Genomic DNA, 24309 nt, shown 5'->3' with positions numbered 1-24309 from the left:
TAGTGTTCTATTGGAGGTATTCTCATGAAAATGTACAATGCTGCAAAGTATCTTCTTAGTAAAGATGTGCAAGTTGTACCCTTAAACGATAATAAAAAGCCAACAGTATCATTTAAGAATATAACTATTGATGATGATTTTATAGATAACAATTTTTTAGCATATGCAAAGACAAATGTATTAGGTGTCCTTACTCGTGGTTTATGGTGTATCGACATTGATATTAATCATGTAAATGGTGAAAGTGGCTTTGATAGTTTGAAAGACATTCCTTACTATGCTGAGTTTGTTTCTAATGCACAAAATACGCTAGTGCAGACAACAGCAAGTGGGGGAAAGCATGTAATATTTAAAAAACGTGATGGTGTTGAATACGCTCAGAAAATAGGATATTTACCATCAGTAGATATTAAAGCACATGATAATAACTATTTTGTATTAGCTGGAAGTAAAACAGCTAAAGGGCTATACACTAGTAATAAGAAACCAGTAATCACTTATGATGGTGAATTTGAAGATCGCATATTTTCAAAACGTGGAAATTATCTACAACAGACTATGGAAAAGTTCTCAGTAAAAAGCGTGTTGCCTAACCACAATTTCAATCATTTACAACATACTGGCAAAGGTGGACTAGGTAAAGAGGCATACAATCGTGTAATCAATGGTGAAAGCGTAGAACGTAATAATGATGTATATAAAGCTATTAGTTACGCTTTACAATGTAACGTGGATATAGAGCCTCTAAAGGTGATTATTGGTGATGTTAAAGCAAATGGTGATGAATTTACTTTAGAAGAGTGGGAGGCTTCATATAATAGTGCAAGAAACTCATTACGAATTTAATATAGATGATGAATTAAGAAAACTAGGTTTATTAGTTGGAATATCCGAAGAAATGTACTACTGCTCAATTAGTCGAATATCAACATTGTATCTTGAAAACTTTGGGACTAAATGGGTAGCATGGCGTGAAACTTATGATTTTAAGAATGATAAAAGAGTATCGCACAGAATAATAGCAAATGGCAGTTTTGAATTAGTAGCTGCAAGAACTAAAAACTATTTAAACTACATTAAAAGAAAGCAGGGAATAAAATGAACGTTGAAATTATAGCAAATGAATTTGAAACTAGAGCAGCAACACTATTAAGATATTTTACTGGTTTATGTGAAAGTAGTTATAAATTACCTTTTGCATTTAAGATATATAACGATCCGTTTAATATTGTGTATTTGATGAGCAAAGGGAAGATGTATTCTCATGTATTAATAAAAGATTGTGAAGTGAGAAAAACTTTTGAGATTGCGTCAGAAAAGCATACTGAGAAACTCATTGAGAGCATTGAGGGGCATTATACTGGATATGATTTATATGATGGAACACATGACACTATAAGCGATATGATGGCTAGTTTCATGTTTGATAATGAGTATTTTATGTACGGGCTAGAAACCTTTGCAGAAAGTAACAATAGTGACATGTTCGATTACATGAGTAAAGATTTCAATATAGATGAACTTGAAGGCGTTCAAACTAGTAATGCAGATGTTATAGGTAATATGGAGGCATTGTATCAGTTAGCTACTGGAATTAATGAACCAGCACCAGAATTAGTTGAGGGGCTTAAAATCATTACTGAGTTTATCCAGAATGAGAAGGCTAATGAAGTTGATAGTAAAGTGTTAATCGAACGATTAAATGAATTGAAACACTCTTATTACAATGGAGTGAGCCAATGACAATAATTGATAAAGATATTAAAGACTTAAATCTAACTGATGATGTGTTGATAGAATTTTTAAAACTAAATGAAGAAGATTATACGCTAAATAGTAATGAATATGTATTGATAGATCATCATGATAATGTAGTAGGTAACTTATTGCCATTGGTCGTTGCATTAGATTTAAATAAATCATATGTAACATGTGAGTGTGTAGAAGTTGCTACTATTACTTACTATGATAAAAATATTATTCCAACTATTCCTTACAAGTGGGATAACAGCAAAGCTAAGTATATTAATATTTGCTTAGAATTAGAACAGGTAGAAGAACATTTTGAGTTTGCAGCATGGAAATTATATTGTGTGTTGAATGGTATCAACTTAAAAAACTATGATAAATATAAGTGGGTGCTAGAAAGAATTAAGAGAACGCCTGATGATATGCCTAATGCAGATATGCCGATAAGTCGAGCATATGAGATTGCTCAATTACCTAAAAATCTGATTGAACGTACTTATAATGTAAATGGTAAATCTAAACCTATTTATAAGATGAATATTAAACAAATTAAAAATCTAAAAGAATATGTATAAATTTATAGGTCATGCACTTAGTAGGTGCATGGCTTTTTTTATATATAAATCGTAATCGTTAAGTTTTGTTAATGATTTTAGCATTAATTTAAGCCAAATGAGAACATTCGTTCTATTATTGAAAGTCTATGAATTAGTGTGAAAAGGCTTTATGGAGCTTTTTAATGGACTATATAGAGATTGTTAAGAAGTTATTTAAATCTTATAAAAATAGAACATTTGTTTGTTATTTAGGTGTAAATTTAGTATAATAGTGTTAGGAAGTAAATGACTTCTATATATCGGACAAAAATAAGGATTGAATAGTTGTGGTTTTAGTTATTGTCTATATAGTGCCTCCTCATTAAAGATGAAAAGAGGAATAATTTATGACAATGACAATTGAAAAAGAATTAACGAGCGATCATATCAGAGTATTAAACGTATTACGCAACACTAAGCGCGAGATTATTACTAAGCAAAATATATTTAATCAATTGAATATGGAATTTAACCGAAACAACGATAGATGGTTAAGAAATACGATTAATAGTTTAGTAGTTGATTATGGTTATCCAATCGGATATAGCTATAAAAAAGATGCAAGAGGTTATTTCATGGTTAAATCTGAGGAACAGAAAGAATTAGCCTTAAGAAGTATCAAGCGCCATATCGAAGGTAGTTTAAAGCGATATGAGGCGTTAAAGAAAACTGAGATTTAAGGTGATGTAGTGAGTGCAGCGATTGAAATTATTCAAGAGAAAGTTAGCGATTACGAATTGTTCACTAGATTTAATATTTACTACATTCAATCAAGAATAGCACTCATAGAAAGTGATATAGAAGATATGTATAACCGAACTACACCTAGTTTATGCAGTGATACTGTATTAGAAAGTATTTACTATGAGAGCTATTCCGTTGAAAATCTAGCAATCGCTATATTAGAAGAACGTCAGAAATTAGAACGGTATAAGAGGAAAAGTCAAAGCGAGTTAAACGCCTTTTATACTGTTCTAGGGCGTTTCTCTACTAAAGAACAAAAGTATATTAAAGATTATATTAATACACGCTCAGAGGCTCATATGAATGTGGTAGAGCGTTTTAAGATTGAACTATACAAATATATTCAAACAAATAGAAATGAGCGTAATAAAGGTATAGAAAACAATTATTCATATATAAATGACAAGCGTCAAAAAGTAAAGACTTATCCTCATAAGTTGACGCTTAACCAAGATAAAGCACTCAGGGAAAAAGAAGATGGTGCTACTGAAAAGAGTATGAATAATGATGAGTTTGTAGCAAAGTTGAATGATCTAGATAAGAAAGCATTTAAGGAATTTATCTATAACAGAAATGAAAATAATATCGACTTTGAGAAAGTTTTAATATTGCTGCAAACTATCCCGAAAAGATTAACAGATAGAGAAATTAAAAAGCCATACAACTACATAAGAGAAATAGGCTTAAAAACTAACTGAAATGAGGTATATATGTGAAAACTGCTAAACACTTTGATGAATACAATGAATATGTATCAGGTCAAAGAGAAAATATTAATAAACTTGAAGATGAGCGTCAAGAGTTATCACAACGAATTAAAGAAGATAAAGAGAAATATAAAGATTTAATTGCCAGCTCAAAAGATGATGAGGCTGATGCACTATATTCAACATTCGATAAGAATGAGCAGAAGCTCAAAGCATTACAGAAACGCCTAGAGACAAAGCAAGAAGTATTTGACGAGGCAAGACGTAAAAAAGCTATTGAGATTCTCAAGCATCAGGGAGAGCTTCCTCGCTTATACCAAGAGGACAAAGAACGTATATTATCTAAATTTGTGCCAATTATTAAAGAATATAACAAAGTGATAGAAGAAATCGAAGCGTTAAACGATGAATATGAAGATGAGTTTTACAGATATGTAAAACTATATGATTTGGAAGATTTTGAAGAAGATAATGAAGCAAGAGACGAAATAAAAAATTACTTTAGTCCAAACCAATACAGTAACTATGTCGGTGCTGATAAGTTACCATTCATTGATACAAGAAATAAATTGAGAAATAGAGGTGCTAAATAATGGCTAGAAAATACAATTTAGATAAAGTTTATAATTATATTATGACTGAAACAACACTTTCTGGAGAGGAATGCAGTGATCTACTAGATGTTGTAGAAGAACAATTTTCTCAAAATATCAAAGCGCAACGTAAAGATGAGTTAGCTCAACAATCAAAGGCTAGTAAAAGATTTTCAGATTTAGCTAAAGCAAATCGAATTATTAAAGATAAGTAAATTTTTCCTTTTAATAATTATTGAAAAGGAGGTAAAACATGAGCAAATTAAATCCCAGACAAGAGAAGTTTGTGGCTGAGTATTTAAAGACGTTGAATATGACACAAAGTGCAATTAAAGCTGGCTATAGTCCTCATACTGCAAGTGAACAGGGAAGTAGGCTGCTAAAGAATAAGAAAGTAGCTAAGTATATTGATGAGCAACGTAAGAGAATTATTGACGAAGGCGTATTATCAGCGAATGAGCTATTGCATATTCTTAGTAATGCAGCAGTAGGTGATGAGAGTGAAGTAAGAGAGGTCGTCGTTAAACGTGGGGAGTTTCAACGCAATCCCGATACTGACAGAATGAACTTAGTTTATAACGAACATGTAGAAATGGTAGAAGTACCTATCAAACCTAGTGACCGTTTACGTGCTAGAGATATGTTAGGTAAGTATCACAAGTTATTTACTGATAAAAAAGAACTATCTTATGACACACCAGTATTTATTAATGTAGGTGAATGGGACGGCGATGAAGAAGAACAACAGCAATTAATTGATTCTGTAGGAGAGGAACACCCTAATAGACCTATATTAGTAGACAATATACCTACAAAGGATTAATGAAAGTACTTGAATTATTTCAATATTTGCTAACAAGTTTAGTTTTCAAGATATGTACAATTTAGTAATTATAACACTAATAGTTACTGATAATATCGAACGAGTTGATGCGGAGAATAAAAAGATACTTAGAGAAGTTGAGTAAACAATATCCAAATTCTAAATAACTTATCAATGATATTAAAATAAAGTAGAGAAACAAGATTAATAAAGACGTGGGTAGTCCTAGCGACTGCCCTCTTTTTTTATGTTATAATTAAATATATCATCGGTATCCATTCCGACTAACAGAGGCCTTACTTGCGTTTAGCAGTGAGTAACTGACTGTTCGATTAATAGACGTCTAGTAACCGTATCTTAATTGGTACGGTTTTTTATCCTAATGATAAGAACGCAAGCTATTTTAATTGAATAGATAATAAAATTTGGTATAATGATTACTAGGTTGTTATAACCTTTTTCAGTGTGATTGTTGAATTTTATATAATTTAACTTGCGCTACGGTTTACTTTAAAACCGTAGCGTTTTTTATTTGAAAAACTAAAGTATTGTGTTATTATGTTAATTACGAACTTCATGATTCATACCTATTACTCCCTAAAAATTTTATATTTATTTGTCAAGTTTAATTCCCCTATAGTAAAAATGTTGATTCCAATAAAGTATATTTTTATATTAAGCTTGATTCAATAAATAAGACTGCCGTACAAGGTGGTCTTATTTTTATTAGAAAATCACTTTAATAATATTAGCTACAAAATGAAATAAAATGCGTAATAATTATGGTATAATATACCTAGTATTAAAATAATCGTTATGATTAGTGACATTTATTTTCTAATAAATTATATTTCCCAACCACGTCAATAAAAGGCGTGGTTATTTTATTCACGTGTCAAATACGTGTCAAAATAGTTATATTTACTTAGGTTTATTTATAAAACAAAACGCTAAAAACAGCGTAGTTAAGTCATCCTCTTATATATCACGATATTAAAGTTTCTCAGTAAGGCTATGAGCATTAAAGAGAACATTGTTATTACTTAAACCGATCTAATGATTGATGAAGAGGTAGTAATATGGAATGGACTTCATGCAGCAGAGAGAGTAGGCATAATATTACCTTTTAATTTAATGTTGGTTAAGAACGGTGTAGATAGGCGCATAGTACCATCTATAAAGTTGAATGATGATAGGATATTTATTTATCCGAATAGATAGCGTTGGGCTTATTTACGATAGGGTTGATGTGAACAAAGTTGTACCTACGTTTATTGATGATATAGGGAGATTTGAGGAGTAATAAAAAGATTGAATTTTTTGTCGTATATATTGTATTTATGCTTTCAATATTAATAAGAAATAATTATGCTTTTTGATATAAATAAAAGCCTTCTCTATTTTTTATAGAGGAGGCTTTGTTATTAAATATGAATATGTCCTTTTGGGTAATGATATTTTCTAGGGCTTCTTGGAGGAATAAAAGCTCTTGCCATAGTTAATAAGCCCACTTTACCAAATAGCATAACAATCACGATAATTAGTTGTGTTAAGCCGTTATATTCAGATGTTAGATCCATAGTCAAACCAACAGTTCCAAAAGCGGATATAACTTCAAACAATATTTTAACTAATGGTATGCTTGGATTAATAATTGTTAATAAAAAAGTAATAACGAATATGAAAATAATAGAAATGTTAATTGTCACGATAGATAATTTAATATATTTGTCAGATATTTCTCTATTAAATAAAGAGACAGTATTTTCTTTACGTATAGCATTTAAAACAAAAATAAAAACTATTGCAAATGTCGTTACTTTAATACCTCCAGCAGCACTAAGAGGTGCTCCTCCAATAAACATAAGTGCCATTAATAATAAAGAGGTAGGAGTTTTAATATTTCCCATATCAATACTATTGAAACCGGCTGTTCTTGTCGTTACCGATTGAAATAGGGCATTGCCTATTTTTTCAATCAATCCCATATTATTTAAAGTATTGGATTGTTCTAATAAAAAGAATAATATAGCGCCAAAAATAATTAAAACAAAAGTAGTTGAAAGTACCACTTTTGAATGAAATGAAAGCTTATTAAGTTTTTTGCAGTTAATCAAATCAACAAGTACGAAATGTCCTAATCCACCTAGAACTATTAAAAGGGGGACAGTAATGATAACTACTGGATCGTTAGAAAAGTCTATTAGATTATTTTTAAATAAGGCAAAACCAGCATTATTAAAAGCTGATACAGCAGTAAATAAACTTATGAATAATCCTTGTCCAATTCCAAATTTAGGTATAAATGATAGACTTAAACAAAATGCACCTATCAACTCTGTAATAAAACTATAAATTGCTAAATGCTTAATTAATTTGACAACTCCTCCAGCTTCATCTATGTTCCATGTGACCATAATTAAAAATCTGTTTTGTAGTGAAACCTTTTTATTTAAAAACACAAATACGAGCATTGTTACGGTAACAATACCAAGCCCACCGATTTGTATTAATAATAATATAACTACTTCTCCAAGTATGTTAAATTGGGCTCCTATATCAACTGGAGAAAAACCCGTAACAGTGAAAGCGCTAGAAGCAATAAAAAGAGCGTCTATAAAGGTTATAGGTTTTTTACCAGTATAGGGTAAATAAAGTAAGATAGCCCCTACAAGCGTCGTTGAAAAAAAGAGCATTAAATAAAAGTACAATGATTTATTAGCTTTATTCATGATTTATACTCCAATATTTATATTCTATTTTGATAAGTAGATAATATCATAAATATAACAACCATAGAATAACAATTAATTAGAAAAAGAATGAAGTTTAACTTAGAATGATAAAGTAAATGATTAGCACACGGACAAGTTAGATATTTCATTTTAAACGTCACTAATATAGTGAGAGGTGTTTTTTGTATCATAAGACGCTGAGAAACGTTCTGTGTTGCAGTGAGAAAATAATTTATATAATATTGCATGTAATATTATAATTAAGATATACTGAATAACAATTAAAGTATTAAAGAAAATAAAACTAAAAATGAAAGGTTAAGAAAGCTATAAATAGAGTAAAATACTTTAAATAAATTTTGCTGGGGAGAGATATTTAAATGTATGATGAGTTAAAAAATAAACCAGATCTTAGAAAATCAGTTACTCATATCACATTAAGTATTACAGTGCTAACTACAATTGCAGTTATAATTAGATTGTTTACCAAAAATCCTTCAGAAACTTGGGTAAGTGCCCTTAATATTGCTGGAACAATTTCAATTGTATATTATATGGGGATATTCAATTCAAAATTTACATACTTAAAGTGGCTTGCGATTTCTAAAAAGTTTAGTTATAAAATATTTCTAATATTTATAGCTATCTTTTTCTTCGCTTTCCCTTTTGTACTATTGTTTGCCCACAATTTATCTGTGAATATATTTCACACTGAAAATATTTTAGTAAATTATATTAGTAGGATTTTCGTAATAATAATTATGAATTTTATATTCATCTTAATGCATGCAATGGCTTTTACCATGATTATACTATTGCTAATGGCAGTTGCATCAAGAAGAATTATAAAAAAAGATAAATCAAATATATAGTAACGTATAATACCTGAAAGATAGAATATAAGTGATTATAGTTGTTTTCTTAAAAGCTTTTGGATAGTTATTAAATATTAATATGGTAATTAAAAGAGCAAAAAAAAGGGCATAATTTTGATAATAAGGGCAAGTGTATGAATGTAGTATAATCAGACTTATTCTTTGCCCCAAATTTCTTTTGTTTTTTCAATTTTAACATTTTACACACAACTGAATAGAGAATGTAAACGTTGCTATAACAATACTTATAGCGTATTTTATATGAATAGATAATCGCTTTAATGAACTCCCGCCGTCTCCATATGATTGAAACCCGCAGCCTATATGGTTGTGGGTTTTATTTTTTATACGTATTATTTTAATTAACTGTATTTTTAAAAGATTAGGGGAATTCATATGTCATTAACTAGAAGAAAAATTGAGAAAAAAGATTATCATAAGGTATTAGATATTTGGGAGAAGTCTGTAATTAGCACTCATGATTTTTTAAAAGAAAAAGATAGATTAGAGTTAAAAACTGAAATACCGAATTATTTAAATAATGTTGAAGCTTATTTTTGGTGTGATGACGATGAAATTATTGGATTTTCAGGTACAAACGACCAAAATCTAGAAATGTTGTTCATAGATCCTAAGTATTTTAGAAAGGGCTATGGAACTCAAATACTTCAAACTCTAATTCGTGAAGACCAAGTAAGATATGTAGAAGTTAATAAAGAGAATTATAACGCGGTTAAGTTCTATCAAAAGAATGGTTTTGAAAAATATAAAGAATCTCTAAAAGATCAACAAGGAAGAGATTATCCTATATATTATCTTAAGTTATAATTAAGTGATGCTTAAGTTCAATATAAATATTGAATGTGAATATTAAACGGAAAGTTTGATTTATTTGTAAAAAAGTCATGGATGCTAAGTAAAGGTATAGCATTCATGACTTTTTGTGATTCTAAAATCCTCTTTGGGTATTAGTATTTGTTTGTCCTTGTGAGTTATTCATGCTTTGGCTATTATTTGCAGATTGGTTGTTGCCAGTTGAATATTGTTGTTGATTATTCTGTGATGGTTGTTGTCTTTGGGAATTATTTTGTTGTGTATTGTTAGTTTGATTTTGTTGTTGGTTTTGTTGTTGGTTTTGTGAATTAGCTTGATTGTTATAAGAATTTTGGTTATTGCCGTTAGTATTGTTAGCGTTATTAGCATTATTATTTTGAGGTTGAGTTGAAGTATTGTTTGCTTGTGATGCGCTATTAGATGATTGTTGATTAGTTTGTTTATTTTTAGGTTTTGAATCCTTACTTTTTGAACTTTTATCTTTGCTTTTCTTACCTAATTTACTGTCTTTAATGTTATCTTTAGCGTTATTAACTTTTTTATCACCTTTTGAATCTTTTTTATCCGACTTTTTAGATTCCGTTTTTGAACTGTTTTTATCTGAATCTTTTTTATCTGAATGATCACTATGACTACATGCACTTAGCACTAAAAAGCTTGATAATAATACGGCAAAAAATTTCTTCATTAAATTTCACTCCTAAAATAATGATTTTATTGTGATAATTTTTCTTTACCCAAAATCGTTAAATCTAATTTAAAATTAATGTAAAATTTTAAAAGAGTTATTTGTATATGAAATAAAAAAGCCCCTCTATTGAAAGAGGGGAAGATAATTAATTATTTTTTGTTACCAAATAAACCTTTGAAGAATTCGATTGCTTTTTTGATTAAGTTAACGATGAACATTTGACTCACCTCCTATGTATTTGTTAGCTGTAGTATATTATTATTAGAGTAATTTTTGTTAATTATTTCAAAAGTAGTAAAAAATTATTCATAAATGTAGTTTTTTAGTATATATTTAATAACTTTGAATTCTTTTATGTTAATTCTAAAAATTAATAACAAATTTATTCAATATTTATTATAAGGATACTAGGGATTTATTATATAAAAAAAGTACCCTTCAATAATGAAGGGCACCACTACTACTCAAAAATATTATTTACCAAATACGTCTTTAAAGAATTGAATTCCTTTTTTTAATAAATCAAAGATGAACATTTATAAGCACCTCCAATTAATTGATTATGTGTATATCATATAGCAAGTATTGGAGATTTTGGTGGTTAATGCGCAAATAATTATATATGGTTCTTTTGTGTGAAAAAATTAAAAATTGAGATAATTTTGAATTCCTAACTGTATAATTTTATTTAATTTCTACTTTAGCTACTTATTTTTGTGCAATTTAAAAAGTCACATTAACTATAACTTTATCTTTGTGATAATCATTTTATTTAATAGTTATGGTATATGTGATGATAAATAGTTATCTTTAAAAATTTGAAATATAAATTAATTTAAGAAATTCCTGGAAAAGACTTTACTTATTTCAAAATAAGCGTATAGTGAATGTTAAGTAATAAAGAACGTGAAGTTGATTGTGGAATTATTTTTATAGAATATTCTCTTTTAATTAATGGATTTGTTACAAATATTTAGTGCAACAGCACATGGAGGTATTCTATATGAATAACGGTACAGTTAAATGGTTTAATTCAGAAAAAGGCTTTGGATTCATCGAAAGAGAAAATGGCGGGGACGTATTCGTTCATTTCTCAGCAATCGTAGAAGACGGTTATAAGTCTTTAGAAGAAGGTCAAAACGTTGAATTCGACATTGTTGAAGGCGAACGTGGTGAACAAGCAGCGAACGTTGTTAAAATGTAATTAAAAGTTTTAAAGCCCTCTTAGGAGGGCTTTTTTTTGTAAGATGGTATCCTTAATCTAATAAAATGCTAAAATATATAAACCAGTAAATTTTCAATATAAATAAGTATAAGGAGAAATACATGCATAAAGCAAAAATGATATTGAATGAAGTACCAACGATGTTGAAGTCATTGAAGAACATTTTCAATATTATCAATGGGAATAAAGATTACTATAATCCAAAAATTGATATGAAAAAAGAAGATGATAATCTTAATGGGAAAAAAATTATCTTTTTAGGGTCTTCTATAACTTATGGTGCGGCTTCGAAAGGAATCTCTTTTGTTGAATATCTCACAACAGAATATGAAGTAAAAGGAATCAAAGAGGCTAAATCAGGCACAACATTAGCTGGGAAAAATGTAAATAGTTATTTAAATCGACTCAGAAAGTTAAATTTTGTGAATACTAAAATTGATGCTGTTGTAATACAGTTATCTACGAATGATGCAAGATTTGGTTATGAAATTGGTGAAATGAGTCAGTCTTTTGACCTTGAAAGTTTTGATACTGAGACGACATTAGGTGCGATTGAATATATTATTAAGTATGTTCATACTAAATGGCATTGTCCAATCATCTTTTATACCTGTATTAGAGAAAATGATCTAACTTATAAGCAGTTAGTTAATCATCTTTATCCACTTAAAACAAAATGGGATATACATATTATTGATATTTTTAATAATGATGAAATTAATAAATTAGCTGAAAGTGATAAAGAAATGATGGCAGATGATTCACATCCAACCAAAAAAGGTTACCGTTATTTATATACACCTATCTTAGTAAAACAATTAGATGAGATATTATAAAAAAAGCTGCATATCGCAGCTTTTTTAATTTCTTATTTATATAGGCCCAAAGTGATATCCTTTTTGAATTATTTTGTCTTCATTATAAAAAAATCGCCTGTACAGCGCTTTAATAATGACGAAAATTAAAGTCTGTACGGCGACAACAAGAAGTAATGTTAAACACTCACAGAGTGCAACACATATAGAGTACCATAAAACTATATTTATGGCTATTTTATTAGTTTGACAATAATAAAATAATTATTAAAGTTCTGTTAACATAAATTGATAATTCATTAAATATAGAATTATCGCAATTTTTAAAGATTACGTATTGTTGTTATCAAATATACAAATTTCTTCTTGTTCTAGGCTTACTGAAACATATAAATGACTGTCATAAATATTCACATCATTTTCATTAGATAAGTTAATTTCAGCAAGTATTTTAAATGCACCATTATCTAATGGTTCTACAATTGATAATTCACCCTCATTTTTTTGAATTAAAAATTTGCGATTTGAATGATTATCAATTTTCCAATTATCCATTAAAAATCACCTTACTAAAAATACTAACCAAAGCTTTTTTCAATTTCTGTAAAAGCTTTGGTAGTTAATTTAATATTATAAATCGTTTGATCTTCAATATCACCTTCAAGATAGCCATCTTCTATAAGTACTTTACAGTTATGAATAAAATCTTCATATTCACGGTCACAGAAATAATCATCTTGAGTAGTTATAGAATCTTTGAAGTCGTTAGATTGTTCTTCAGATAATCCTTCATTTGAACGTTCCATATATAATTTATAAAACTTTGCGACTGTATATTTTTGTTCTTTAGTTAATTCATCCATATATTAATCCCTCCACACAAAATACATATCACTTTATACCCTAGATACGTACTTGTAGAAACGCTGAAAAAAATGATTTTTAATAAAAATTTTTATATGTAGGTAGAAGGTCATTTGAGTTTATTTTGCTTTTTTTATACCTTTTTCTACAGCGTTCGCAAACTTATAAAAATCTCTAGTATATTTTTTAGGATTACCTCGCGTTGTTTTATCTAATTTATGATGTTTGAAAAATTCCTCGCGCTGTGCAGTGGTCAATTCGAGTTGTACTCCTGAATCTGTATCATTTTTATTTACAAAATTATCATCAGATTGCGCATTAATTTCTTTCGGACTCTCTTTAACGGTAAAATCTTTCTTACGTAATGCCTTCGCAATCGCTTTTGCCATTTTAGTATCTTTTCCACCTATATACACGATAGGGTCATCTCCAGAAGAACCATGAATTGAAATTGTCTCATTCGATTTTTCTAACATATTAATTAATTTCGGTTCATCGTAATTCGTTGAAGTCACGTGAAGTTGATCATTATTATGTTTACGTAAACCTTCAAAAGAATAAAAGTTATATTTACCTACGTTCGATACACGTCTTGCAAGTTCTGTTGTACCTGGTTCTATTCCACCACCGTGAATGGCTGTAAGTAAAATATTATTATCCTTTCTATGTTTCGTCACAATTCTCCAATCCTTGTTTTTAGTGGTATTCTTTTTTAATTCTTCAAAATCACTATAGCGATCGCTTGAAGGTTTAGAAGCTGATTTTCTAGTGTTATAGAAAATCAAAACCACTACTATGATAGTGATGACAATTAACGCTATAGCTAAATAATAAAGTATGGAATATAGACTGCCTTTATTGCTCATTATATCTCCTTTGTTTTCAATAATTTAACTCACAAATGATAACAATGATTTTATTAAATAAACAAGTATTTCATCTTTTATTTTCTATATAAAAATAATTGAACTTACTTTAATAGGGTAAACAATTATTGTTAATTCAATGTATTTTTTATTTTAAAAATAATTTACGAAGGTGATAAAGTGGAGGACATTCAGATTAAAAGTGCTCAATCAAGTGACAAAGAAGGAGGAAGATTAACTCATTTAGCCATTGATGAAATGGCACAAGTTATTTTAGGAGAGACATCGAATGAACGATTAAATAAACAGTTACAGCAATTATGGCAAAAGAAGGGTAACCGATTTAGTCATGATATTTCTTATGTAGCAAAAGAAGAGGGACAAGTTTTAGGTGCTATAACTTGTACCTCATTAGTCAAATTAGAAAAATCAATGTTTCAAACTGTGCTTGAAATCATCAAAATGAAAAAATTGAAATCATTAAAAATTATTTTATCCAATTTCAAAAAGATATATTCTCTAATTACAATGGATGAAGGAGAGAAAGATGAATTTCATGTGAGTATGCTTGCAACTCTCCCGAAAGCCAGAGGTAAGGGCGTTGGTACGAAATTATTAAAATTTGCTGAACGTCTTGCTATCAATGATGGTTTTGACAAAATTTCATTAACAGTAGTTCAAGATAATAAGAAAGCTCTAAGCGTCTATAAAAAATTCGGTTTTTCGATTGTAGGAGAAATCAATCAATCGCCATTTTATTTATTTAAGATGAGAAAGAATCTTTAGTGAAAGTTCTAAGTGATATCCAAACTAAAGCGATATTTTCTAAAAATATTATGAATTAATTAAATAATTAGATTGTTTTCACACTCCCTTAACAATAATGTGCTATTTTATAATAAAGGGATGTGATGTTGTTATGGATAAAGATTTATTAAGAAGATATTTGAATGATGATAGTTTTAAAGCAGTCGCGGTGGTCGTTGGAAATAAGAAAATCGTATTGGAGAATGATATTCACGTCGATTATGAAAATGAGATTATCATCTATCCGCTTAAGAATTGCACACGAATTATCCCATTTAGCTCTATTTCTTATTTAGACCTTTTAGATAGAAATGAGCAATTCGTTAACTATTTTAAAGAAGTTTAATTTTATAAAAACCCTCCTTAAACAATAGGTTATTCATTTACCTTAACTATTGTCTGGAGGGTTTAATTTTTAATATTTTTAACTAACTTTAAACGATAGTCATGTGTAAAATTATCTTTTAATGCATATGGTGAAATGATGTATAATCCATGATCACTTACAGCATTTTTATCTACACCGTATTTGTAAGCTTGATAAATTATTTTAGTGCAATAAGTGAATTTTTGACTTTTCAAATTTAGCGTAACGAGATATCGGCTATCACTATTTTCGTAATTACGTTTTACCCAATTTGCTGCTTTTTGACCAGCATCTGGTTTTACACTACGATACACTTTTATCCAATCGTCTTTTCCAGTACCGAAACACCGTTGATATGATTCAAATGATTCGGTTATAGGTTGATCACCAGGGCCTTCAATTTGAAGCACAGTATCTTCATCTATGGCTATACTTGAATGGCCGAAGAACCCGAATAATACAGGGCCTTTAGTAATGATAATGTCGCCCGGTTTAAGTTTAAATTCTTTAGTGTCTATGCTTTCATAAGATTCTTTATCTTTATTGAAGACGTTTATTGAAAATAAAATTAAAAGTACTATAACCAAAGTTATAAATAGAATGGTAAGTTTATATTTAGTTTTCATTTATAGTGAAAACTCCTTCATTAAATATACTAAATTAATTATTATATTAAATGACTCTATATGTAAAATAAACTTCATTTTCAAAAATAAAAAAGCTAAGTCAAAATTAATGACTTAGCTAAAAATCAACATTAGCATGAGCTAACTGAATTCAAAGGCGAATTGCAATTAATATCCGCTCTACTAAAAAAGGTTACAATCCGAAAATGAGTGTGTATATAAGCATAGCAAATCCAAAAATCAAGAATATTACAGTAAATCCTAAATAAGATTCTTTTCTTTCTTCTTTCTTAGTCTTAAGCATAATTGTTAAAATAATAGCTCCAGCGACAATAAATATAATTGCTAGCCATAACAATATTTGAAAATGCAAACTCACAATGATTCCCTCCTTATCTCAGTGTTACTTAATTACAAGAAGTCGTAAAAAATAGGATAAATATAGTAAAGTGCTAATACTATATTTATGAAAAATATAATTTCGCTTAGCAAATCAGTGTAAATAATAGCTATTATTAGACTAGTGAATAAAGCGACGCCACAAATACATAATCCTGGTATCAACCATAATTGATTATCAACATTTGCGTTATAAGTTATAAGCACATTAAAGGCTATAAATAATATGGTCAATAAAATATTAATCACATTTATACTAAATATTTTCATAGGTGGCCACCTCATTAGACACGTATAGCATAAAGTCTTTTACATACTATAATATCATTAATTACTCACAGGTAAATCAATTACTTTTAATTATATACAATTTACATTTTAATTTACTCATACTCATAAGATATTGTAAAACAAATGAATTAGAAAGTTTACTAAATTTGTAAATGATGAAGTATTTTGTGAGAGTTTTGGACTCATTTAGGTCATGAAAAGTTAATTGTATTTAAGAGTAAATGATTACTAAATAAGAAACCAATAAAGATTATGAAATATTTTAAATGTAATTATATGTGATGAATTTTAAAAGAGCATAATAAAAAAAGTGCAAAAGTAAAATTTTGCACATAGACAATCTCGAGTAATTTGGTATGATAAAGAGTAATACTATATAACTTAGCTATTAATAAGTGGAAAAGGGGTTGAGGTGGAATGACTTTTTATGATTTTATTTTAGGTTTTATAAATGATGATACACCTTTAGGTAGTTTAGCAAATTATATTTTAGATGATATTCATTTTCCCCGTGAAGAAAAAAACAATAAAGCCATTCGTGCATACGTGCTTGATCACTATAGAGACCATCAGTTAATTGAAAGTACGAATAGAGCAATTAGTTTATATAAATTAATTTGAGTAATACCAATTATGAGTATTAAGCGCTTCCCATACATCTTTAGTCTTGAAATTAACTTCGTTATTTCTTATAGAAAAAGGTTCAATAAGATCTTTGTCTAACCATTCATTAATCAATTCTTTTGGAACGCCATCTAATAACATATCAGTTTTACTAATAATAAAACATTCCCAGTCTAACGAAACTGAATTATGATTTACATAATTGCATTGATTATGACTATCCATAATAGACACTCCTTTAGTAAATGTAAATCTGATGTTAAGTTATACCCATACTCACAAATTTAAAACAATTTAATATGCAGATAAGCAAATATGTATATTATTAGAAGTCGTTTACATCTCATTTTCATAATGATTAAATGAATATTGAAATAGAAATTGTATAGAATGCTAAATAGTAAAAGTAAGTCATTGTAGTGAAGAGGTGTTTATTATGACTAAAACATTATATTTAATGAGACATGGTCAAACAGTTTTCAATTTAAAAGGAAGAATTCAAGGTGCGAGTGATTCGCCATTAACAACATTAGGGGTTAGGCAGGCTCAGTCTGCTAAAGGTTATTTTGAAAAGCATCATATTACATTTGATACAATAGTATCGTCATCACAAGAACGTGCCTGTGAAACTCTTGAAAATGCAGTGCCTAACCAAAATTATAAAAGATTAAAAGGTATTAAAGAATGGGGTTTTGGTTTATTTGAAGGAGAGAGTATTGAGTTATTAAAGGCAATTAAAAAGCCTGAGAATTTATATGGTGATTATGTAGTACCCTTTGGTGGTGAATCAAAATCTGAGGTTGAATCCAGAGTTTATGAAACACTTGAGGATGTCGTCGCTAATCAAACTAATCAAACAGCTTTGGCAGTAAGCCATGGTAGTACGATCGGTTTATTTATTAGAAAGGTGTTAGGTAATCAAGAGGGTAGTACTTATGATATCGGTAATTGTCATATCTTAAAATTTGAATATGATGATAATCAATTTAAATTCATAGAAATCATTGATCCTACAAACTAAAAATAATAAGCTCAAGTCCTTAAATAGCTATATTATGGGCTTGAGCTTATTTGTACTAAAAAAGAAGTTGACACAATTTTTTAATGATTAAAATTGCAACAGCTATAATGATAATGCAAGATAACTTGTTTATCACAACTAATAATTTACCTGATTTATCGATTCTTCCCACTGATTTACCTAATAAAGCTAAGAAGATAAACCAAATCCATGAAACAAATATACATGTTAAAGTAAAAGCGAATTTGTTATTTCCTTCGTAAGCGGACGCACTTGTACCTATAACGCCAATAGTATCCATAATTGCATGTGGATTTAATAAAGAGACAGATAAAGCAAAACTTATTTGTTTTGTTGTAGATAGTCCACCTTCTTGTTTAATAGGATCGGGCGTTTCATTCCAAAGCGTCCATGCCATATAAAGCAGAAAAATAAGTCCAATAATGTAGATTACGATTTGTAAAAGAGGTAGTGACATTAATACTAAAGAAACACCGATAACCGCTAAGCTAATTAGTATAGAATCACATATTCCTGCTGTAATAACTGCTGGGAAGGCTTTAATTAGCTTAGATTGATTTGCTCCTTGATTAAAAACGAAAACATTTTGTGCGCCTAAGGGTAAGATTAACCCTATAGCTAAGAGAAAACCGTGTATTACTGCTTCGCTCATAAAGGGGATCACCAGCCTTTAAAGATTGAAAATTCTGATAATTTAAGCTAATTATAACTTTTAAAAATAATAATGTCTAACACTTATGTATATTTATAAAAACTAAATCATAGCGGAAACATACGCCCGCAGATAGGGTATCTTCCATACCCCATTTACGCATGTTTTAAATAAACTTTCTTAAGAATTCGATGGAATGTCAGAAGTATAGTAAATGAGCCAATTCTCATCTAAATATTCATCCCCAATTTTACTAGCATTTTTTTCAAAGGCTAAATTTTCAAACCCGAGAGAACTGAAAAATATTTTAGCACTTATGTTATTTGAAGCGATTGTGGTCATCAACATTTCAATACCTTGTGTTTTAGCGAATTCAATTATGTGATTAATGAGCTCTCTATTAATAATTTCATCATTATCTTTAACAAAATTATTCTCTAAAACGGCTTTATGACGCTTTTCAACAAATTTTATTTGCTTTAACGTACATGTTGCAACAAGATGATTGTTATCAAATGCGCCGAAAACGTTTAAATACTTTGTTTCTTCCGAGAGAATAGAGTTTAGACATTCTTCAGTAACATGTTCTAAATAATATTGATCCCAAGCATAATTATGATAGCCGTTTGACATTAATTCTTTATAAGATTCTAAATCATCAGTATTTAATACACGGATATTTTTCATGTTGGCCTCCAGGTTCAAAGAAAATAAAAACATATTTAATATCTTTAGACTAAGATACTTATCAAATACATAATAAAAGAATTATTAAAAATACGCAATAATCGTTTTATATTAACAAAAAGCATTTGTGATAATTTAATTATGTGGAAATTCAAATTATAAAAATATTATTTTGAAATTTCATCTATATCCATATCTTAAAAGGGTTTAACTACATACTATTTTATCAGATATTGTAATCATACAGTTATGTTTACTAAATCTTAATAAAAAATTTTAATAAACTTAAGTTTGAAAATTTCTGTTAGAAATGTACTGTTTAGAAAGAAAAAAGCTACCAACACTTCTTTTACAAAGGTTGGTAGCTATAAGTAACACTTAGATATTTAATTGAAATGACTAAAATGATTAATCAATAACTTCTACTTTTAGATTTACATCAATGTTACCGCGAGTTGCTTTTGAATATGGACAGAATTCATGTGCATCTTGTAAATATTTTTCAGCATCTTCTTGAGATAAAACATTTTTAACTTTTGCATCAATATCTACACTCAATTTAGGACTCTCAGCGTTTGGATCGTCCTCTAAACGTACTGTTAGAGTAACTTCTGGTTCAGCATCACGTACTTTGTTTTGTTTTAAAATAAGATCAAAAGCACCATTAAAGCATGAAGCGTAACCTGCTGCAAATAATTGTTCAGGATTTGTAGCATTTCCATCAGCTTGTTGTGGTGGTAATACATCAACATTTATTGCGTTATCGTCAGTGTGTACATGTCCTTTACGTCCACCAACGTTTGTAGCTTTAGTTTCATATTGAACTGCCATTATTATTACCTCCTAAATCTTTATATATTTTTACCATACCCAGTGCTAGATTTTTTAAATCATGATTAAATTCTTTAAATAAAAATCAATCTCCCAATCATCATTTGTAAGTTGTGAATAAATTAATATAAAATAATCTTAATATTATTCTTATGAATAGAGGGATATCATGACGCAAGTAGATGTTGCAGTAACCATTTCGCCAGAAGAAACAATAACGCAATTGTGCTTAGATGAATTAATAAAATATAAAGACTATATAGATATCGTAGAACTACGAATAGATCAGTGGGAGAACTTTGTTATTAAAAATGTTGATACTGTGATTCAACAGTTAAGAGGATTGAATTTGGATTTTAAGATTTTAGTGACTTATCGTACCTCTAAACAAGGTGGTAAAGGAAATGTTGAAGAAACAACTTATATAGATATTCTTAAGCTATTGATTGAATATGCCCAATTTGAATTACTTGATATTGAATGGAGTGGATCTATAAATACAGATCAATATGCTCAATTAATCACTGATGCTCAAGAAAAGAATTTAAACGTAGTGTTATCGCATCATAATTTTGAAGAAACACCATCATTAGAAGAGATTAAATTTATATATTACAAAATGCAAAAATTAGCACCACAATATTTAAAACTTGCAGTAATGCCAAACAATAAAGAAGATGTACTACATTTATTAGAGGCGATGAGTGTGACTTCTGATAATACACCTTATAAAGTTATCGGAATATCTATGTCTCATCTAGGATTAGTAAGTCGTGTTGCACAAGGGGTGTTTGGGGGATCAATTTCATACGGTTGCTTAGGTGAGCCACAAGCTCCTGGTCAAATTCATGTTAAAGCTCTGAAACAACAGCTTGAATTTTATCAATGATAAACGAATAAGTTGAATTTAACGGTTTTGTGACTTATAATTGATAATTGTTATCAACGAACGTAGAAGGAGCGAATTAAAGTGGAATTACAAGAAGCTATATCTAATAGAAGAAGTATAAAAAAATTTAAACATGATATGGTGATTGACGATAAGGCATTATATGATGCTATCGAAAAAGCTACCGACGCTCCAAATCATGGAATGCGTGAACCTTGGAGAGTCGTTCATGTTTCAAAAGACAAATTAGGTGATTTTAGTCATGACATTACTCGATTTGCATTTCCAGATCATCCCGAAAAAAGAGAAGATCATTATAATGCTGTAACAAATTTAGGTGGTTTATTATTACTCATTTTGAAAAATGATCCTAGACAAAGACAAAACAGAGAAAATCACTTTGCATTTGGAGCATTTGCTCAAAATTTAATGTTGTTACTTTACGAAGCGGGAATTGGCACATGTTGGAAAACACCTCACTATATTTTTGAACCTAAAGTACGTAGAGCTTTAGATATTCAAGATGATGAAATTTTAGCTGGTTTCATGTATCTAACGGATTTAGAAGTTGAGCCAACTAAAGCTAAACGTAAAAATAAAAATTTAATCACTAAGTTTGAGTAATTATTTTAATTTTCAAAGTACCTAAAAAAGAGCTTTCTCTACTTTAAATTTGTAGAGAAAGCTCTAATTTTATTTTTATTGATTTAAGTTTTCATCTAGGAAAGATTCGACTTGTTCTGGTGATTTCGCATTAGCCGAATGTAAATGCGCTAATTTTTCGCCATTTTGGAAAATTAAGATGCTTGGTATACCCATAACATCATTTTCAGTAGTAACATCTTCTAACTCATCACGATCTACTACATACCAATGATAGTTATTATATTTTTCTGTAATAGGGTCAATCCACATATCCATTGCTTTACAATCTGGACACCAATCTGCTTCGAATTTGATAATAACTGGTTCTTTACTATTGATTGTAGAATTAAAGTCTTCTGTTTTATGAATACCTTGCATAGTTATATGCTCCTTTTCACTATTAGTAAATTTATTATAACCAATGATATCTTTTTTATAAAAATATTAGCTTAAAAAGTAGAGCGTTTTCCTAAAGAAAATGATATATTTGTCTTAATAAAGAGAAGGAGGTAACAAACGAATGATTAAATTTTATCAATATTCAAATTGTACGACTTGTAAGAAAGCCGCTAAATTTTTAAATGAATATGGTGTGAGCTATGAACCTATTGATATCGTACAACACACACCTACTAAAAAAGAATTTGAAGATATCATTGAAAAAACAGGTGTTGAAGTAAATAAACTATTTAACACTCATGGCGCTAAATATCGTGAACTTAATTTGAAAGATAAACTTAAAGACATGTCAGATGATGAAAAATTAGATTTATTAGCATCTGATGGAATGTTGGTAAAACGTCCATTAGCTATCTCTGGAGAAAAAATCACTTTAGGATTTAAAGAAGATCAGTATAAAGATACTTGGTTATAGTATTTAAATATTTATTTTAAAAGTGAACATTAAAAACTGAAATGATGCGAATATGATATTTTACATAAATAAACACGAATTTTATCATATTAAATCTTTTAGATATTAGTTGATTGAACAATATCAGTGTGGCATCATTAAAATGTAATTAATAATTAGGAGGGGATTCTCGTGGCAGTACCGAGCGAATTTAAATATTCTAAAGAACATGAATGGGTTAAAGTAGAAGATAATGTAGCTACTATTGGTATCACAGAATATGCTCAAAATGAATTAGGTGATATCGTATTTGTTGAATTACCTGAAACAGATGAAGATTTAAATGAAGGCGATACTTTTGGTAGTGTTGAATCAGTTAAAACTGTATCAGAATTATATGCGCCTATCTCAGGTAAAATCGTCGAAGTTAACGACGAATTAGAAGATAGTCCTGAATTTGTTAACGAATCACCATATGAAAAAGCATGGATGGTAAAAGTAGAGATTAGTGATCAAAGTCAATTAGATCAATTATTATCAGCAGAGCAATATTCTGAGATGATTGGTGAATAGTATGTTTAAACTCCTCGATTAATATAATCAAGGAGTTTTTTTTAGATTAACTTAGAAACACTTAGCACTAAAGTGCTAAGTGAAAAAAGGAACGCCTGAGCTAAAGCTCACGCATAAGAAACACTAACCACTAAAGTGGTAAGTGTTTCTAAAAATGTTTAGTTTTTGAGGATTCTGTGAATGATGTAAGTGACAGTTAACTATCGACTCTTAGAAGGTGGATTGACATGACTATTGTGAATAAAGTTATCATTGTTGAAGGTAAGTCGGATAAGAAACGAGTGCAACAAGTTATTGCAGAACCAGTAAGTATTATTTGTACCCATGGGACCATGAGTATAGATAAAATCGATGATATGATAGAATCACTTTATGGCAAACAAGTTTATGTTCTTGCAGATTCTGATGATGAAGGAGAAAAAATTAGAAAATGGTTTAAGCGATATTTAAGCGAAAGTGAACATATATATGTTGATAAAACATATTGTGAAGTAGCTAAATGTCCTAAAAACTATTTAGCTAATGTTTTAAATAGATACGGATTCGCAGTGCGAAAAGAGAAGAATCTAATGCCTAATTTAAACACTGAAAGGTTAGTTTTAGTTAATGAGTAGTACAATCGATCTCGAAGATATAACAGAAAACTATAATGAAGATAAACATCTTATATTTGGATATACACCTATGTGTGGGACATGTAAAGTCTCAGAAAGAATGTTAGATATTGCTAATGATATATTACAGCTGCCTATTAAGAAGGTAGATTTAAATTTTCATCCGGATTTTAGTAAAGAAAAAGAAATAATGTCAGTTCCTGTTCTATTGGTAATGAATAAGGACAAAGAAGAAAATAGAATCTATGCATTTCAATCAGTTCCTTATTTGTTAGAAAATTTAAAATAATTA

The 24309-nt window shown here is 29.1% G+C and carries 37 protein-coding genes; 23 read left to right on the top strand and 14 right to left on the bottom strand.

Annotation, left to right across the window (positions count from 1 at the left end; all coding sequences use genetic code 11):
• Positions 1 to 24: 24 nt before the first annotated feature.
• From HMPREF2706_RS09770 to HMPREF2706_RS09730, 9 genes are all read left to right on the top strand, one after another.
• A complete protein-coding gene (locus HMPREF2706_RS09770; RefSeq protein ID WP_070862352.1) occupies positions 25 to 846 on the top strand; it encodes a bifunctional DNA primase/polymerase in 822 nt (273 codons plus the stop codon).
• Positions 821 to 1102, top strand: a complete 282-nt coding sequence (locus HMPREF2706_RS09765; RefSeq protein ID WP_070862351.1) for a pathogenicity island protein — start codon at positions 821 to 823, stop codon at positions 1100 to 1102. The genes HMPREF2706_RS09770 and HMPREF2706_RS09765 overlap by 26 nt, the downstream gene beginning before the upstream one ends.
• A complete protein-coding gene (locus HMPREF2706_RS09760; protein ID WP_070862350.1) occupies positions 1099 to 1743 on the top strand; it encodes a pathogenicity island protein in 645 nt (214 codons plus the stop codon). Before HMPREF2706_RS09765 ends, HMPREF2706_RS09760 begins: the two co-directional genes overlap by 4 nt.
• Positions 1740 to 2324, top strand: coding sequence for a hypothetical protein (locus HMPREF2706_RS09755; RefSeq protein WP_070862349.1), 585 nt, complete (start codon positions 1740 to 1742; stop codon positions 2322 to 2324). The genes HMPREF2706_RS09760 and HMPREF2706_RS09755 overlap by 4 nt, the downstream gene beginning before the upstream one ends.
• A gap of 368 nt (positions 2325 to 2692) precedes the next feature.
• Positions 2693 to 3025: a pathogenicity island protein gene (locus HMPREF2706_RS09750; RefSeq protein WP_070862348.1), complete on the top strand. Its 333-nt coding sequence runs from the start codon at positions 2693 to 2695 to the stop codon at positions 3023 to 3025.
• A gap of 9 nt (positions 3026 to 3034) precedes the next feature.
• Entirely contained in the window at positions 3035 to 3787 is a 753-nt protein-coding gene (locus HMPREF2706_RS09745) for a hypothetical protein (protein WP_070862347.1), read from the top strand.
• A gap of 14 nt (positions 3788 to 3801) precedes the next feature.
• Positions 3802 to 4389 (top strand): pathogenicity island protein, encoded by a 588-nt coding sequence (locus HMPREF2706_RS09740; RefSeq protein ID WP_070862346.1) that lies wholly within the window; start codon positions 3802 to 3804, stop codon positions 4387 to 4389.
• Positions 4389 to 4604, top strand: a complete 216-nt coding sequence (locus tag HMPREF2706_RS09735) for a hypothetical protein (protein ID WP_070862345.1) — start codon at positions 4389 to 4391, stop codon at positions 4602 to 4604. Before HMPREF2706_RS09740 ends, HMPREF2706_RS09735 begins: the two co-directional genes overlap by 1 nt.
• A gap of 38 nt (positions 4605 to 4642) precedes the next feature.
• Positions 4643 to 5212, top strand: a complete 570-nt coding sequence (locus HMPREF2706_RS09730; RefSeq protein WP_070862344.1) for a terminase small subunit — start codon at positions 4643 to 4645, stop codon at positions 5210 to 5212.
• 1424 nt (positions 5213 to 6636) lie between these two features.
• Here the strand turns inward: HMPREF2706_RS09730 and HMPREF2706_RS09725 are convergent.
• A complete protein-coding gene (locus tag HMPREF2706_RS09725) occupies positions 6637 to 7944 on the bottom strand; it encodes a TrkH family potassium uptake protein (RefSeq protein ID WP_070862343.1) in 1308 nt (435 codons plus the stop codon).
• 383 nt (positions 7945 to 8327) lie between these two features.
• Here HMPREF2706_RS09725 and HMPREF2706_RS09720 point away from each other — a divergent pair, with 383 nt between their 5' ends.
• Both HMPREF2706_RS09720 and HMPREF2706_RS09715 read left to right on the top strand, forming a co-directional pair.
• Complete coding sequence (locus tag HMPREF2706_RS09720; RefSeq protein ID WP_070862342.1) at positions 8328 to 8819, top strand: hypothetical protein; 492 nt, start codon at positions 8328 to 8330, stop codon at positions 8817 to 8819.
• Positions 8820 to 9218: 399 nt separating this feature from the next.
• Entirely contained in the window at positions 9219 to 9650 is a 432-nt protein-coding gene (locus HMPREF2706_RS09715) for a GNAT family N-acetyltransferase (RefSeq protein ID WP_049428715.1), read from the top strand.
• Between the two features lie 121 nt (positions 9651 to 9771).
• On the opposite strand, the gene HMPREF2706_RS09710 is transcribed toward HMPREF2706_RS09715, so the two are convergent.
• Together HMPREF2706_RS09710 and HMPREF2706_RS12475 are read right to left on the bottom strand one after the other, a co-directional pair.
• Positions 9772 to 10344, bottom strand: a complete 573-nt coding sequence (locus HMPREF2706_RS09710; RefSeq protein ID WP_030061196.1) for a hypothetical protein — start codon at positions 10342 to 10344, stop codon at positions 9772 to 9774.
• Positions 10345 to 10496: 152 nt separating this feature from the next.
• Positions 10497 to 10565: an epsilon family phenol-soluble modulin gene (locus HMPREF2706_RS12475; RefSeq protein ID WP_095658921.1), complete on the bottom strand. Its 69-nt coding sequence runs from the start codon at positions 10563 to 10565 to the stop codon at positions 10497 to 10499.
• 785 nt (positions 10566 to 11350) lie between these two features.
• On the opposite strand from HMPREF2706_RS12475, the gene HMPREF2706_RS09705 reads away from it, so the two are divergent.
• The gene (locus HMPREF2706_RS09705) at positions 11351 to 11551 is read left to right on the top strand and encodes a cold-shock protein (RefSeq protein WP_002433447.1); all 201 of its coding nucleotides are present in this window, start codon (positions 11351 to 11353) and stop codon (positions 11549 to 11551) included.
• Between the two features lie 122 nt (positions 11552 to 11673).
• A complete protein-coding gene (locus HMPREF2706_RS09700) occupies positions 11674 to 12408 on the top strand; it encodes an SGNH/GDSL hydrolase family protein (RefSeq protein ID WP_030064980.1) in 735 nt (244 codons plus the stop codon).
• Positions 12409 to 12717: 309 nt separating this feature from the next.
• On the opposite strand, the gene HMPREF2706_RS09695 is transcribed toward HMPREF2706_RS09700, so the two are convergent.
• The 3 genes from HMPREF2706_RS09695 to HMPREF2706_RS09685 form a co-directional block, all read right to left on the bottom strand.
• A complete protein-coding gene (locus HMPREF2706_RS09695; RefSeq protein ID WP_002433282.1) occupies positions 12718 to 12942 on the bottom strand; it encodes a hypothetical protein in 225 nt (74 codons plus the stop codon).
• A gap of 23 nt (positions 12943 to 12965) precedes the next feature.
• The gene (locus tag HMPREF2706_RS09690; RefSeq protein WP_030064982.1) at positions 12966 to 13250 is read right to left on the bottom strand and encodes a hypothetical protein; all 285 of its coding nucleotides are present in this window, start codon (positions 13248 to 13250) and stop codon (positions 12966 to 12968) included.
• A 120-nt stretch (positions 13251 to 13370) separates the two neighbouring features.
• Positions 13371 to 14117: a poly-gamma-glutamate hydrolase family protein gene (locus tag HMPREF2706_RS09685; protein ID WP_023350637.1), complete on the bottom strand. Its 747-nt coding sequence runs from the start codon at positions 14115 to 14117 to the stop codon at positions 13371 to 13373.
• Positions 14118 to 14297: 180 nt separating this feature from the next.
• On the opposite strand from HMPREF2706_RS09685, the gene HMPREF2706_RS09680 reads away from it, so the two are divergent.
• On the top strand, positions 14298 to 14903 hold the full coding sequence (locus HMPREF2706_RS09680) for a GNAT family N-acetyltransferase (RefSeq protein ID WP_002433231.1): 606 nt from the start codon (positions 14298 to 14300) through the stop codon (positions 14901 to 14903).
• A 133-nt stretch (positions 14904 to 15036) separates the two neighbouring features.
• Positions 15037 to 15270 carry a hypothetical protein gene (locus tag HMPREF2706_RS09675; protein ID WP_070862341.1) on the top strand — a complete coding sequence of 78 codons (234 nt, stop codon included), beginning with the start codon at positions 15037 to 15039 and terminating at the stop codon, positions 15268 to 15270.
• Positions 15271 to 15332: 62 nt separating this feature from the next.
• Here the strand turns inward: HMPREF2706_RS09675 and lnsA are convergent, their stop codons facing one another.
• The 3 genes from lnsA to tsaA all read right to left on the bottom strand — a co-directional run bounded on the left by lnsA (position 15333) and on the right by tsaA (position 16586).
• Positions 15333 to 15917: a lipoprotein N-acylation protein LnsA gene (gene lnsA / locus HMPREF2706_RS09670; protein WP_070862340.1), complete on the bottom strand. Its 585-nt coding sequence runs from the start codon at positions 15915 to 15917 to the stop codon at positions 15333 to 15335.
• Positions 15918 to 16110: 193 nt separating this feature from the next.
• Positions 16111 to 16296 carry a type II toxin-antitoxin system toxin TsaT gene (gene tsaT / locus HMPREF2706_RS09665; protein WP_002433387.1) on the bottom strand — a complete coding sequence of 62 codons (186 nt, stop codon included), beginning with the start codon at positions 16294 to 16296 and terminating at the stop codon, positions 16111 to 16113.
• Between the two features lie 32 nt (positions 16297 to 16328).
• Positions 16329 to 16586 carry a type II toxin-antitoxin system antitoxin TsaA gene (gene tsaA, locus HMPREF2706_RS12410; RefSeq protein ID WP_023350634.1) on the bottom strand — a complete coding sequence of 86 codons (258 nt, stop codon included), beginning with the start codon at positions 16584 to 16586 and terminating at the stop codon, positions 16329 to 16331.
• Between the two features lie 438 nt (positions 16587 to 17024).
• On the opposite strand from tsaA, the gene HMPREF2706_RS09655 reads away from it, so the two are divergent.
• A complete protein-coding gene (locus HMPREF2706_RS09655; protein ID WP_002432976.1) occupies positions 17025 to 17228 on the top strand; it encodes a sterile alpha motif-like domain-containing protein in 204 nt (67 codons plus the stop codon).
• Here HMPREF2706_RS09655 and HMPREF2706_RS09650 read toward each other — a convergent pair.
• A complete protein-coding gene (locus tag HMPREF2706_RS09650) occupies positions 17220 to 17456 on the bottom strand; it encodes a hypothetical protein (protein WP_070862339.1) in 237 nt (78 codons plus the stop codon). The two genes, HMPREF2706_RS09655 and HMPREF2706_RS09650, sit on opposite strands and share 9 nt — an antisense overlap.
• Before the next feature lie 211 nt (positions 17457 to 17667).
• Between HMPREF2706_RS09650 and HMPREF2706_RS09645 the strand changes: the two genes are divergently transcribed.
• Positions 17668 to 18252 carry a histidine phosphatase family protein gene (locus tag HMPREF2706_RS09645; RefSeq protein ID WP_023350633.1) on the top strand — a complete coding sequence of 195 codons (585 nt, stop codon included), beginning with the start codon at positions 17668 to 17670 and terminating at the stop codon, positions 18250 to 18252.
• A 55-nt stretch (positions 18253 to 18307) separates the two neighbouring features.
• On the opposite strand, the gene HMPREF2706_RS09640 is transcribed toward HMPREF2706_RS09645, so the two are convergent.
• From HMPREF2706_RS09640 to HMPREF2706_RS09630, 3 genes are all read right to left on the bottom strand, one after another.
• Positions 18308 to 18925, bottom strand: coding sequence for a LysE/ArgO family amino acid transporter (locus HMPREF2706_RS09640; RefSeq protein WP_030064988.1), 618 nt, complete (start codon positions 18923 to 18925; stop codon positions 18308 to 18310).
• Between the two features lie 180 nt (positions 18926 to 19105).
• A complete protein-coding gene (locus tag HMPREF2706_RS09635) occupies positions 19106 to 19612 on the bottom strand; it encodes a GNAT family N-acetyltransferase (RefSeq protein WP_030064990.1) in 507 nt (168 codons plus the stop codon).
• A 408-nt stretch (positions 19613 to 20020) separates the two neighbouring features.
• The gene (locus HMPREF2706_RS09630; RefSeq protein ID WP_002433175.1) at positions 20021 to 20443 is read right to left on the bottom strand and encodes an organic hydroperoxide resistance protein; all 423 of its coding nucleotides are present in this window, start codon (positions 20441 to 20443) and stop codon (positions 20021 to 20023) included.
• Positions 20444 to 20612: 169 nt separating this feature from the next.
• On the opposite strand from HMPREF2706_RS09630, the gene aroD reads away from it, so the two are divergent.
• Positions 20613 to 21332 carry a type I 3-dehydroquinate dehydratase gene (gene aroD, locus HMPREF2706_RS09625; RefSeq protein ID WP_030064992.1) on the top strand — a complete coding sequence of 240 codons (720 nt, stop codon included), beginning with the start codon at positions 20613 to 20615 and terminating at the stop codon, positions 21330 to 21332.
• Positions 21333 to 21413: 81 nt separating this feature from the next.
• A complete protein-coding gene (locus tag HMPREF2706_RS09620; RefSeq protein WP_030064994.1) occupies positions 21414 to 21956 on the top strand; it encodes a nitroreductase family protein in 543 nt (180 codons plus the stop codon).
• A gap of 75 nt (positions 21957 to 22031) precedes the next feature.
• Here HMPREF2706_RS09620 and HMPREF2706_RS09615 read toward each other — a convergent pair whose 3' ends face one another.
• Entirely contained in the window at positions 22032 to 22355 is a 324-nt protein-coding gene (locus tag HMPREF2706_RS09615) for a thioredoxin family protein (RefSeq protein WP_002433224.1), read from the bottom strand.
• A 142-nt stretch (positions 22356 to 22497) separates the two neighbouring features.
• On the opposite strand from HMPREF2706_RS09615, the gene HMPREF2706_RS09610 reads away from it, so the two are divergent.
• From HMPREF2706_RS09610 to HMPREF2706_RS09595, 4 genes are all read left to right on the top strand, one after another.
• Complete coding sequence (locus tag HMPREF2706_RS09610) at positions 22498 to 22851, top strand: arsenate reductase family protein (RefSeq protein WP_002433128.1); 354 nt, start codon at positions 22498 to 22500, stop codon at positions 22849 to 22851.
• Between the two features lie 171 nt (positions 22852 to 23022).
• The gene (gcvH, locus tag HMPREF2706_RS09605; RefSeq protein WP_002433083.1) at positions 23023 to 23403 is read left to right on the top strand and encodes a glycine cleavage system protein GcvH; all 381 of its coding nucleotides are present in this window, start codon (positions 23023 to 23025) and stop codon (positions 23401 to 23403) included.
• 227 nt (positions 23404 to 23630) lie between these two features.
• The gene (locus tag HMPREF2706_RS09600) at positions 23631 to 24017 is read left to right on the top strand and encodes a toprim domain-containing protein (RefSeq protein WP_002452796.1); all 387 of its coding nucleotides are present in this window, start codon (positions 23631 to 23633) and stop codon (positions 24015 to 24017) included.
• Positions 24010 to 24306 carry a thioredoxin family protein gene (locus tag HMPREF2706_RS09595; protein WP_002433313.1) on the top strand — a complete coding sequence of 99 codons (297 nt, stop codon included), beginning with the start codon at positions 24010 to 24012 and terminating at the stop codon, positions 24304 to 24306. The genes HMPREF2706_RS09600 and HMPREF2706_RS09595 overlap by 8 nt, the downstream gene beginning before the upstream one ends.
• Positions 24307 to 24309 lie beyond the last annotated feature (3 nt).

The organism is Staphylococcus sp. HMSC067F07 (assembly GCF_001837405.1).
Taxonomy (GTDB): domain Bacteria; phylum Bacillota; class Bacilli; order Staphylococcales; family Staphylococcaceae; genus Staphylococcus; species Staphylococcus capitis.
The sequence above is the reverse complement of the archived record's forward strand: the minus strand, read 5'-3'. Positions and strand labels throughout refer to the sequence as shown.

Bases quoted from the DNA above. Each gene is read 5' to 3' on its own strand.
- HMPREF2706_RS09770 (WP_070862352.1), top strand. From the start codon at position 25: ATGAAAATGTACAATGCTGCAAAGTATCTTCTTAGTAAAGATGTGCAA.
- HMPREF2706_RS09760 (WP_070862350.1), top strand. From the start codon at position 1,099: ATGAACGTTGAAATTATAGCAAATGAATTTGAAACTAGAGCAGCAACA.
- HMPREF2706_RS09755 (WP_070862349.1), top strand. From the start codon at position 1,740: ATGACAATAATTGATAAAGATATTAAAGACTTAAATCTAACTGATGAT.
- HMPREF2706_RS09750 (WP_070862348.1), top strand. From the start codon at position 2,693: ATGACAATGACAATTGAAAAAGAATTAACGAGCGATCATATCAGAGTA.
- HMPREF2706_RS09735 (WP_070862345.1), top strand. From the start codon at position 4,389: ATGGCTAGAAAATACAATTTAGATAAAGTTTATAATTATATTATGACT.
- HMPREF2706_RS09730 (WP_070862344.1), top strand. From the start codon at position 4,643: ATGAGCAAATTAAATCCCAGACAAGAGAAGTTTGTGGCTGAGTATTTA.
- HMPREF2706_RS09725 (WP_070862343.1), bottom strand. From the start codon at position 7,944: ATGAATAAAGCTAATAAATCATTGTACTTTTATTTAATGCTCTTTTTT.
- HMPREF2706_RS09720 (WP_070862342.1), top strand. From the start codon at position 8,328: ATGTATGATGAGTTAAAAAATAAACCAGATCTTAGAAAATCAGTTACT.
- HMPREF2706_RS09715 (WP_049428715.1), top strand. From the start codon at position 9,219: ATGTCATTAACTAGAAGAAAAATTGAGAAAAAAGATTATCATAAGGTA.
- HMPREF2706_RS09710 (WP_030061196.1), bottom strand. From the start codon at position 10,344: ATGAAGAAATTTTTTGCCGTATTATTATCAAGCTTTTTAGTGCTAAGT.
- HMPREF2706_RS09705 (WP_002433447.1), top strand. From the start codon at position 11,351: ATGAATAACGGTACAGTTAAATGGTTTAATTCAGAAAAAGGCTTTGGA.
- HMPREF2706_RS09700 (WP_030064980.1), top strand. From the start codon at position 11,674: ATGCATAAAGCAAAAATGATATTGAATGAAGTACCAACGATGTTGAAG.
- HMPREF2706_RS09695 (WP_002433282.1), bottom strand. From the start codon at position 12,942: ATGGATAATTGGAAAATTGATAATCATTCAAATCGCAAATTTTTAATT.
- HMPREF2706_RS09690 (WP_030064982.1), bottom strand. From the start codon at position 13,250: ATGGATGAATTAACTAAAGAACAAAAATATACAGTCGCAAAGTTTTAT.
- HMPREF2706_RS09685 (WP_023350637.1), bottom strand. From the start codon at position 14,117: ATGAGCAATAAAGGCAGTCTATATTCCATACTTTATTATTTAGCTATA.
- HMPREF2706_RS09675 (WP_070862341.1), top strand. From the start codon at position 15,037: ATGGATAAAGATTTATTAAGAAGATATTTGAATGATGATAGTTTTAAA.
- lnsA (WP_070862340.1), bottom strand. From the start codon at position 15,917: ATGAAAACTAAATATAAACTTACCATTCTATTTATAACTTTGGTTATA.
- tsaA (WP_023350634.1), bottom strand. From the start codon at position 16,586: ATGAAAATATTTAGTATAAATGTGATTAATATTTTATTGACCATATTA.
- HMPREF2706_RS09655 (WP_002432976.1), top strand. From the start codon at position 17,025: ATGACTTTTTATGATTTTATTTTAGGTTTTATAAATGATGATACACCT.
- HMPREF2706_RS09650 (WP_070862339.1), bottom strand. From the start codon at position 17,456: ATGGATAGTCATAATCAATGCAATTATGTAAATCATAATTCAGTTTCG.
- HMPREF2706_RS09645 (WP_023350633.1), top strand. From the start codon at position 17,668: ATGACTAAAACATTATATTTAATGAGACATGGTCAAACAGTTTTCAAT.
- HMPREF2706_RS09640 (WP_030064988.1), bottom strand. From the start codon at position 18,925: ATGAGCGAAGCAGTAATACACGGTTTTCTCTTAGCTATAGGGTTAATC.
- HMPREF2706_RS09635 (WP_030064990.1), bottom strand. From the start codon at position 19,612: ATGAAAAATATCCGTGTATTAAATACTGATGATTTAGAATCTTATAAA.
- HMPREF2706_RS09630 (WP_002433175.1), bottom strand. From the start codon at position 20,443: ATGGCAGTTCAATATGAAACTAAAGCTACAAACGTTGGTGGACGTAAA.
- aroD (WP_030064992.1), top strand. From the start codon at position 20,613: ATGACGCAAGTAGATGTTGCAGTAACCATTTCGCCAGAAGAAACAATA.
- HMPREF2706_RS09615 (WP_002433224.1), bottom strand. From the start codon at position 22,355: ATGCAAGGTATTCATAAAACAGAAGACTTTAATTCTACAATCAATAGT.
- HMPREF2706_RS09610 (WP_002433128.1), top strand. From the start codon at position 22,498: ATGATTAAATTTTATCAATATTCAAATTGTACGACTTGTAAGAAAGCC.
- HMPREF2706_RS09600 (WP_002452796.1), top strand. From the start codon at position 23,631: ATGACTATTGTGAATAAAGTTATCATTGTTGAAGGTAAGTCGGATAAG.
- HMPREF2706_RS09595 (WP_002433313.1), top strand. From the start codon at position 24,010: ATGAGTAGTACAATCGATCTCGAAGATATAACAGAAAACTATAATGAA.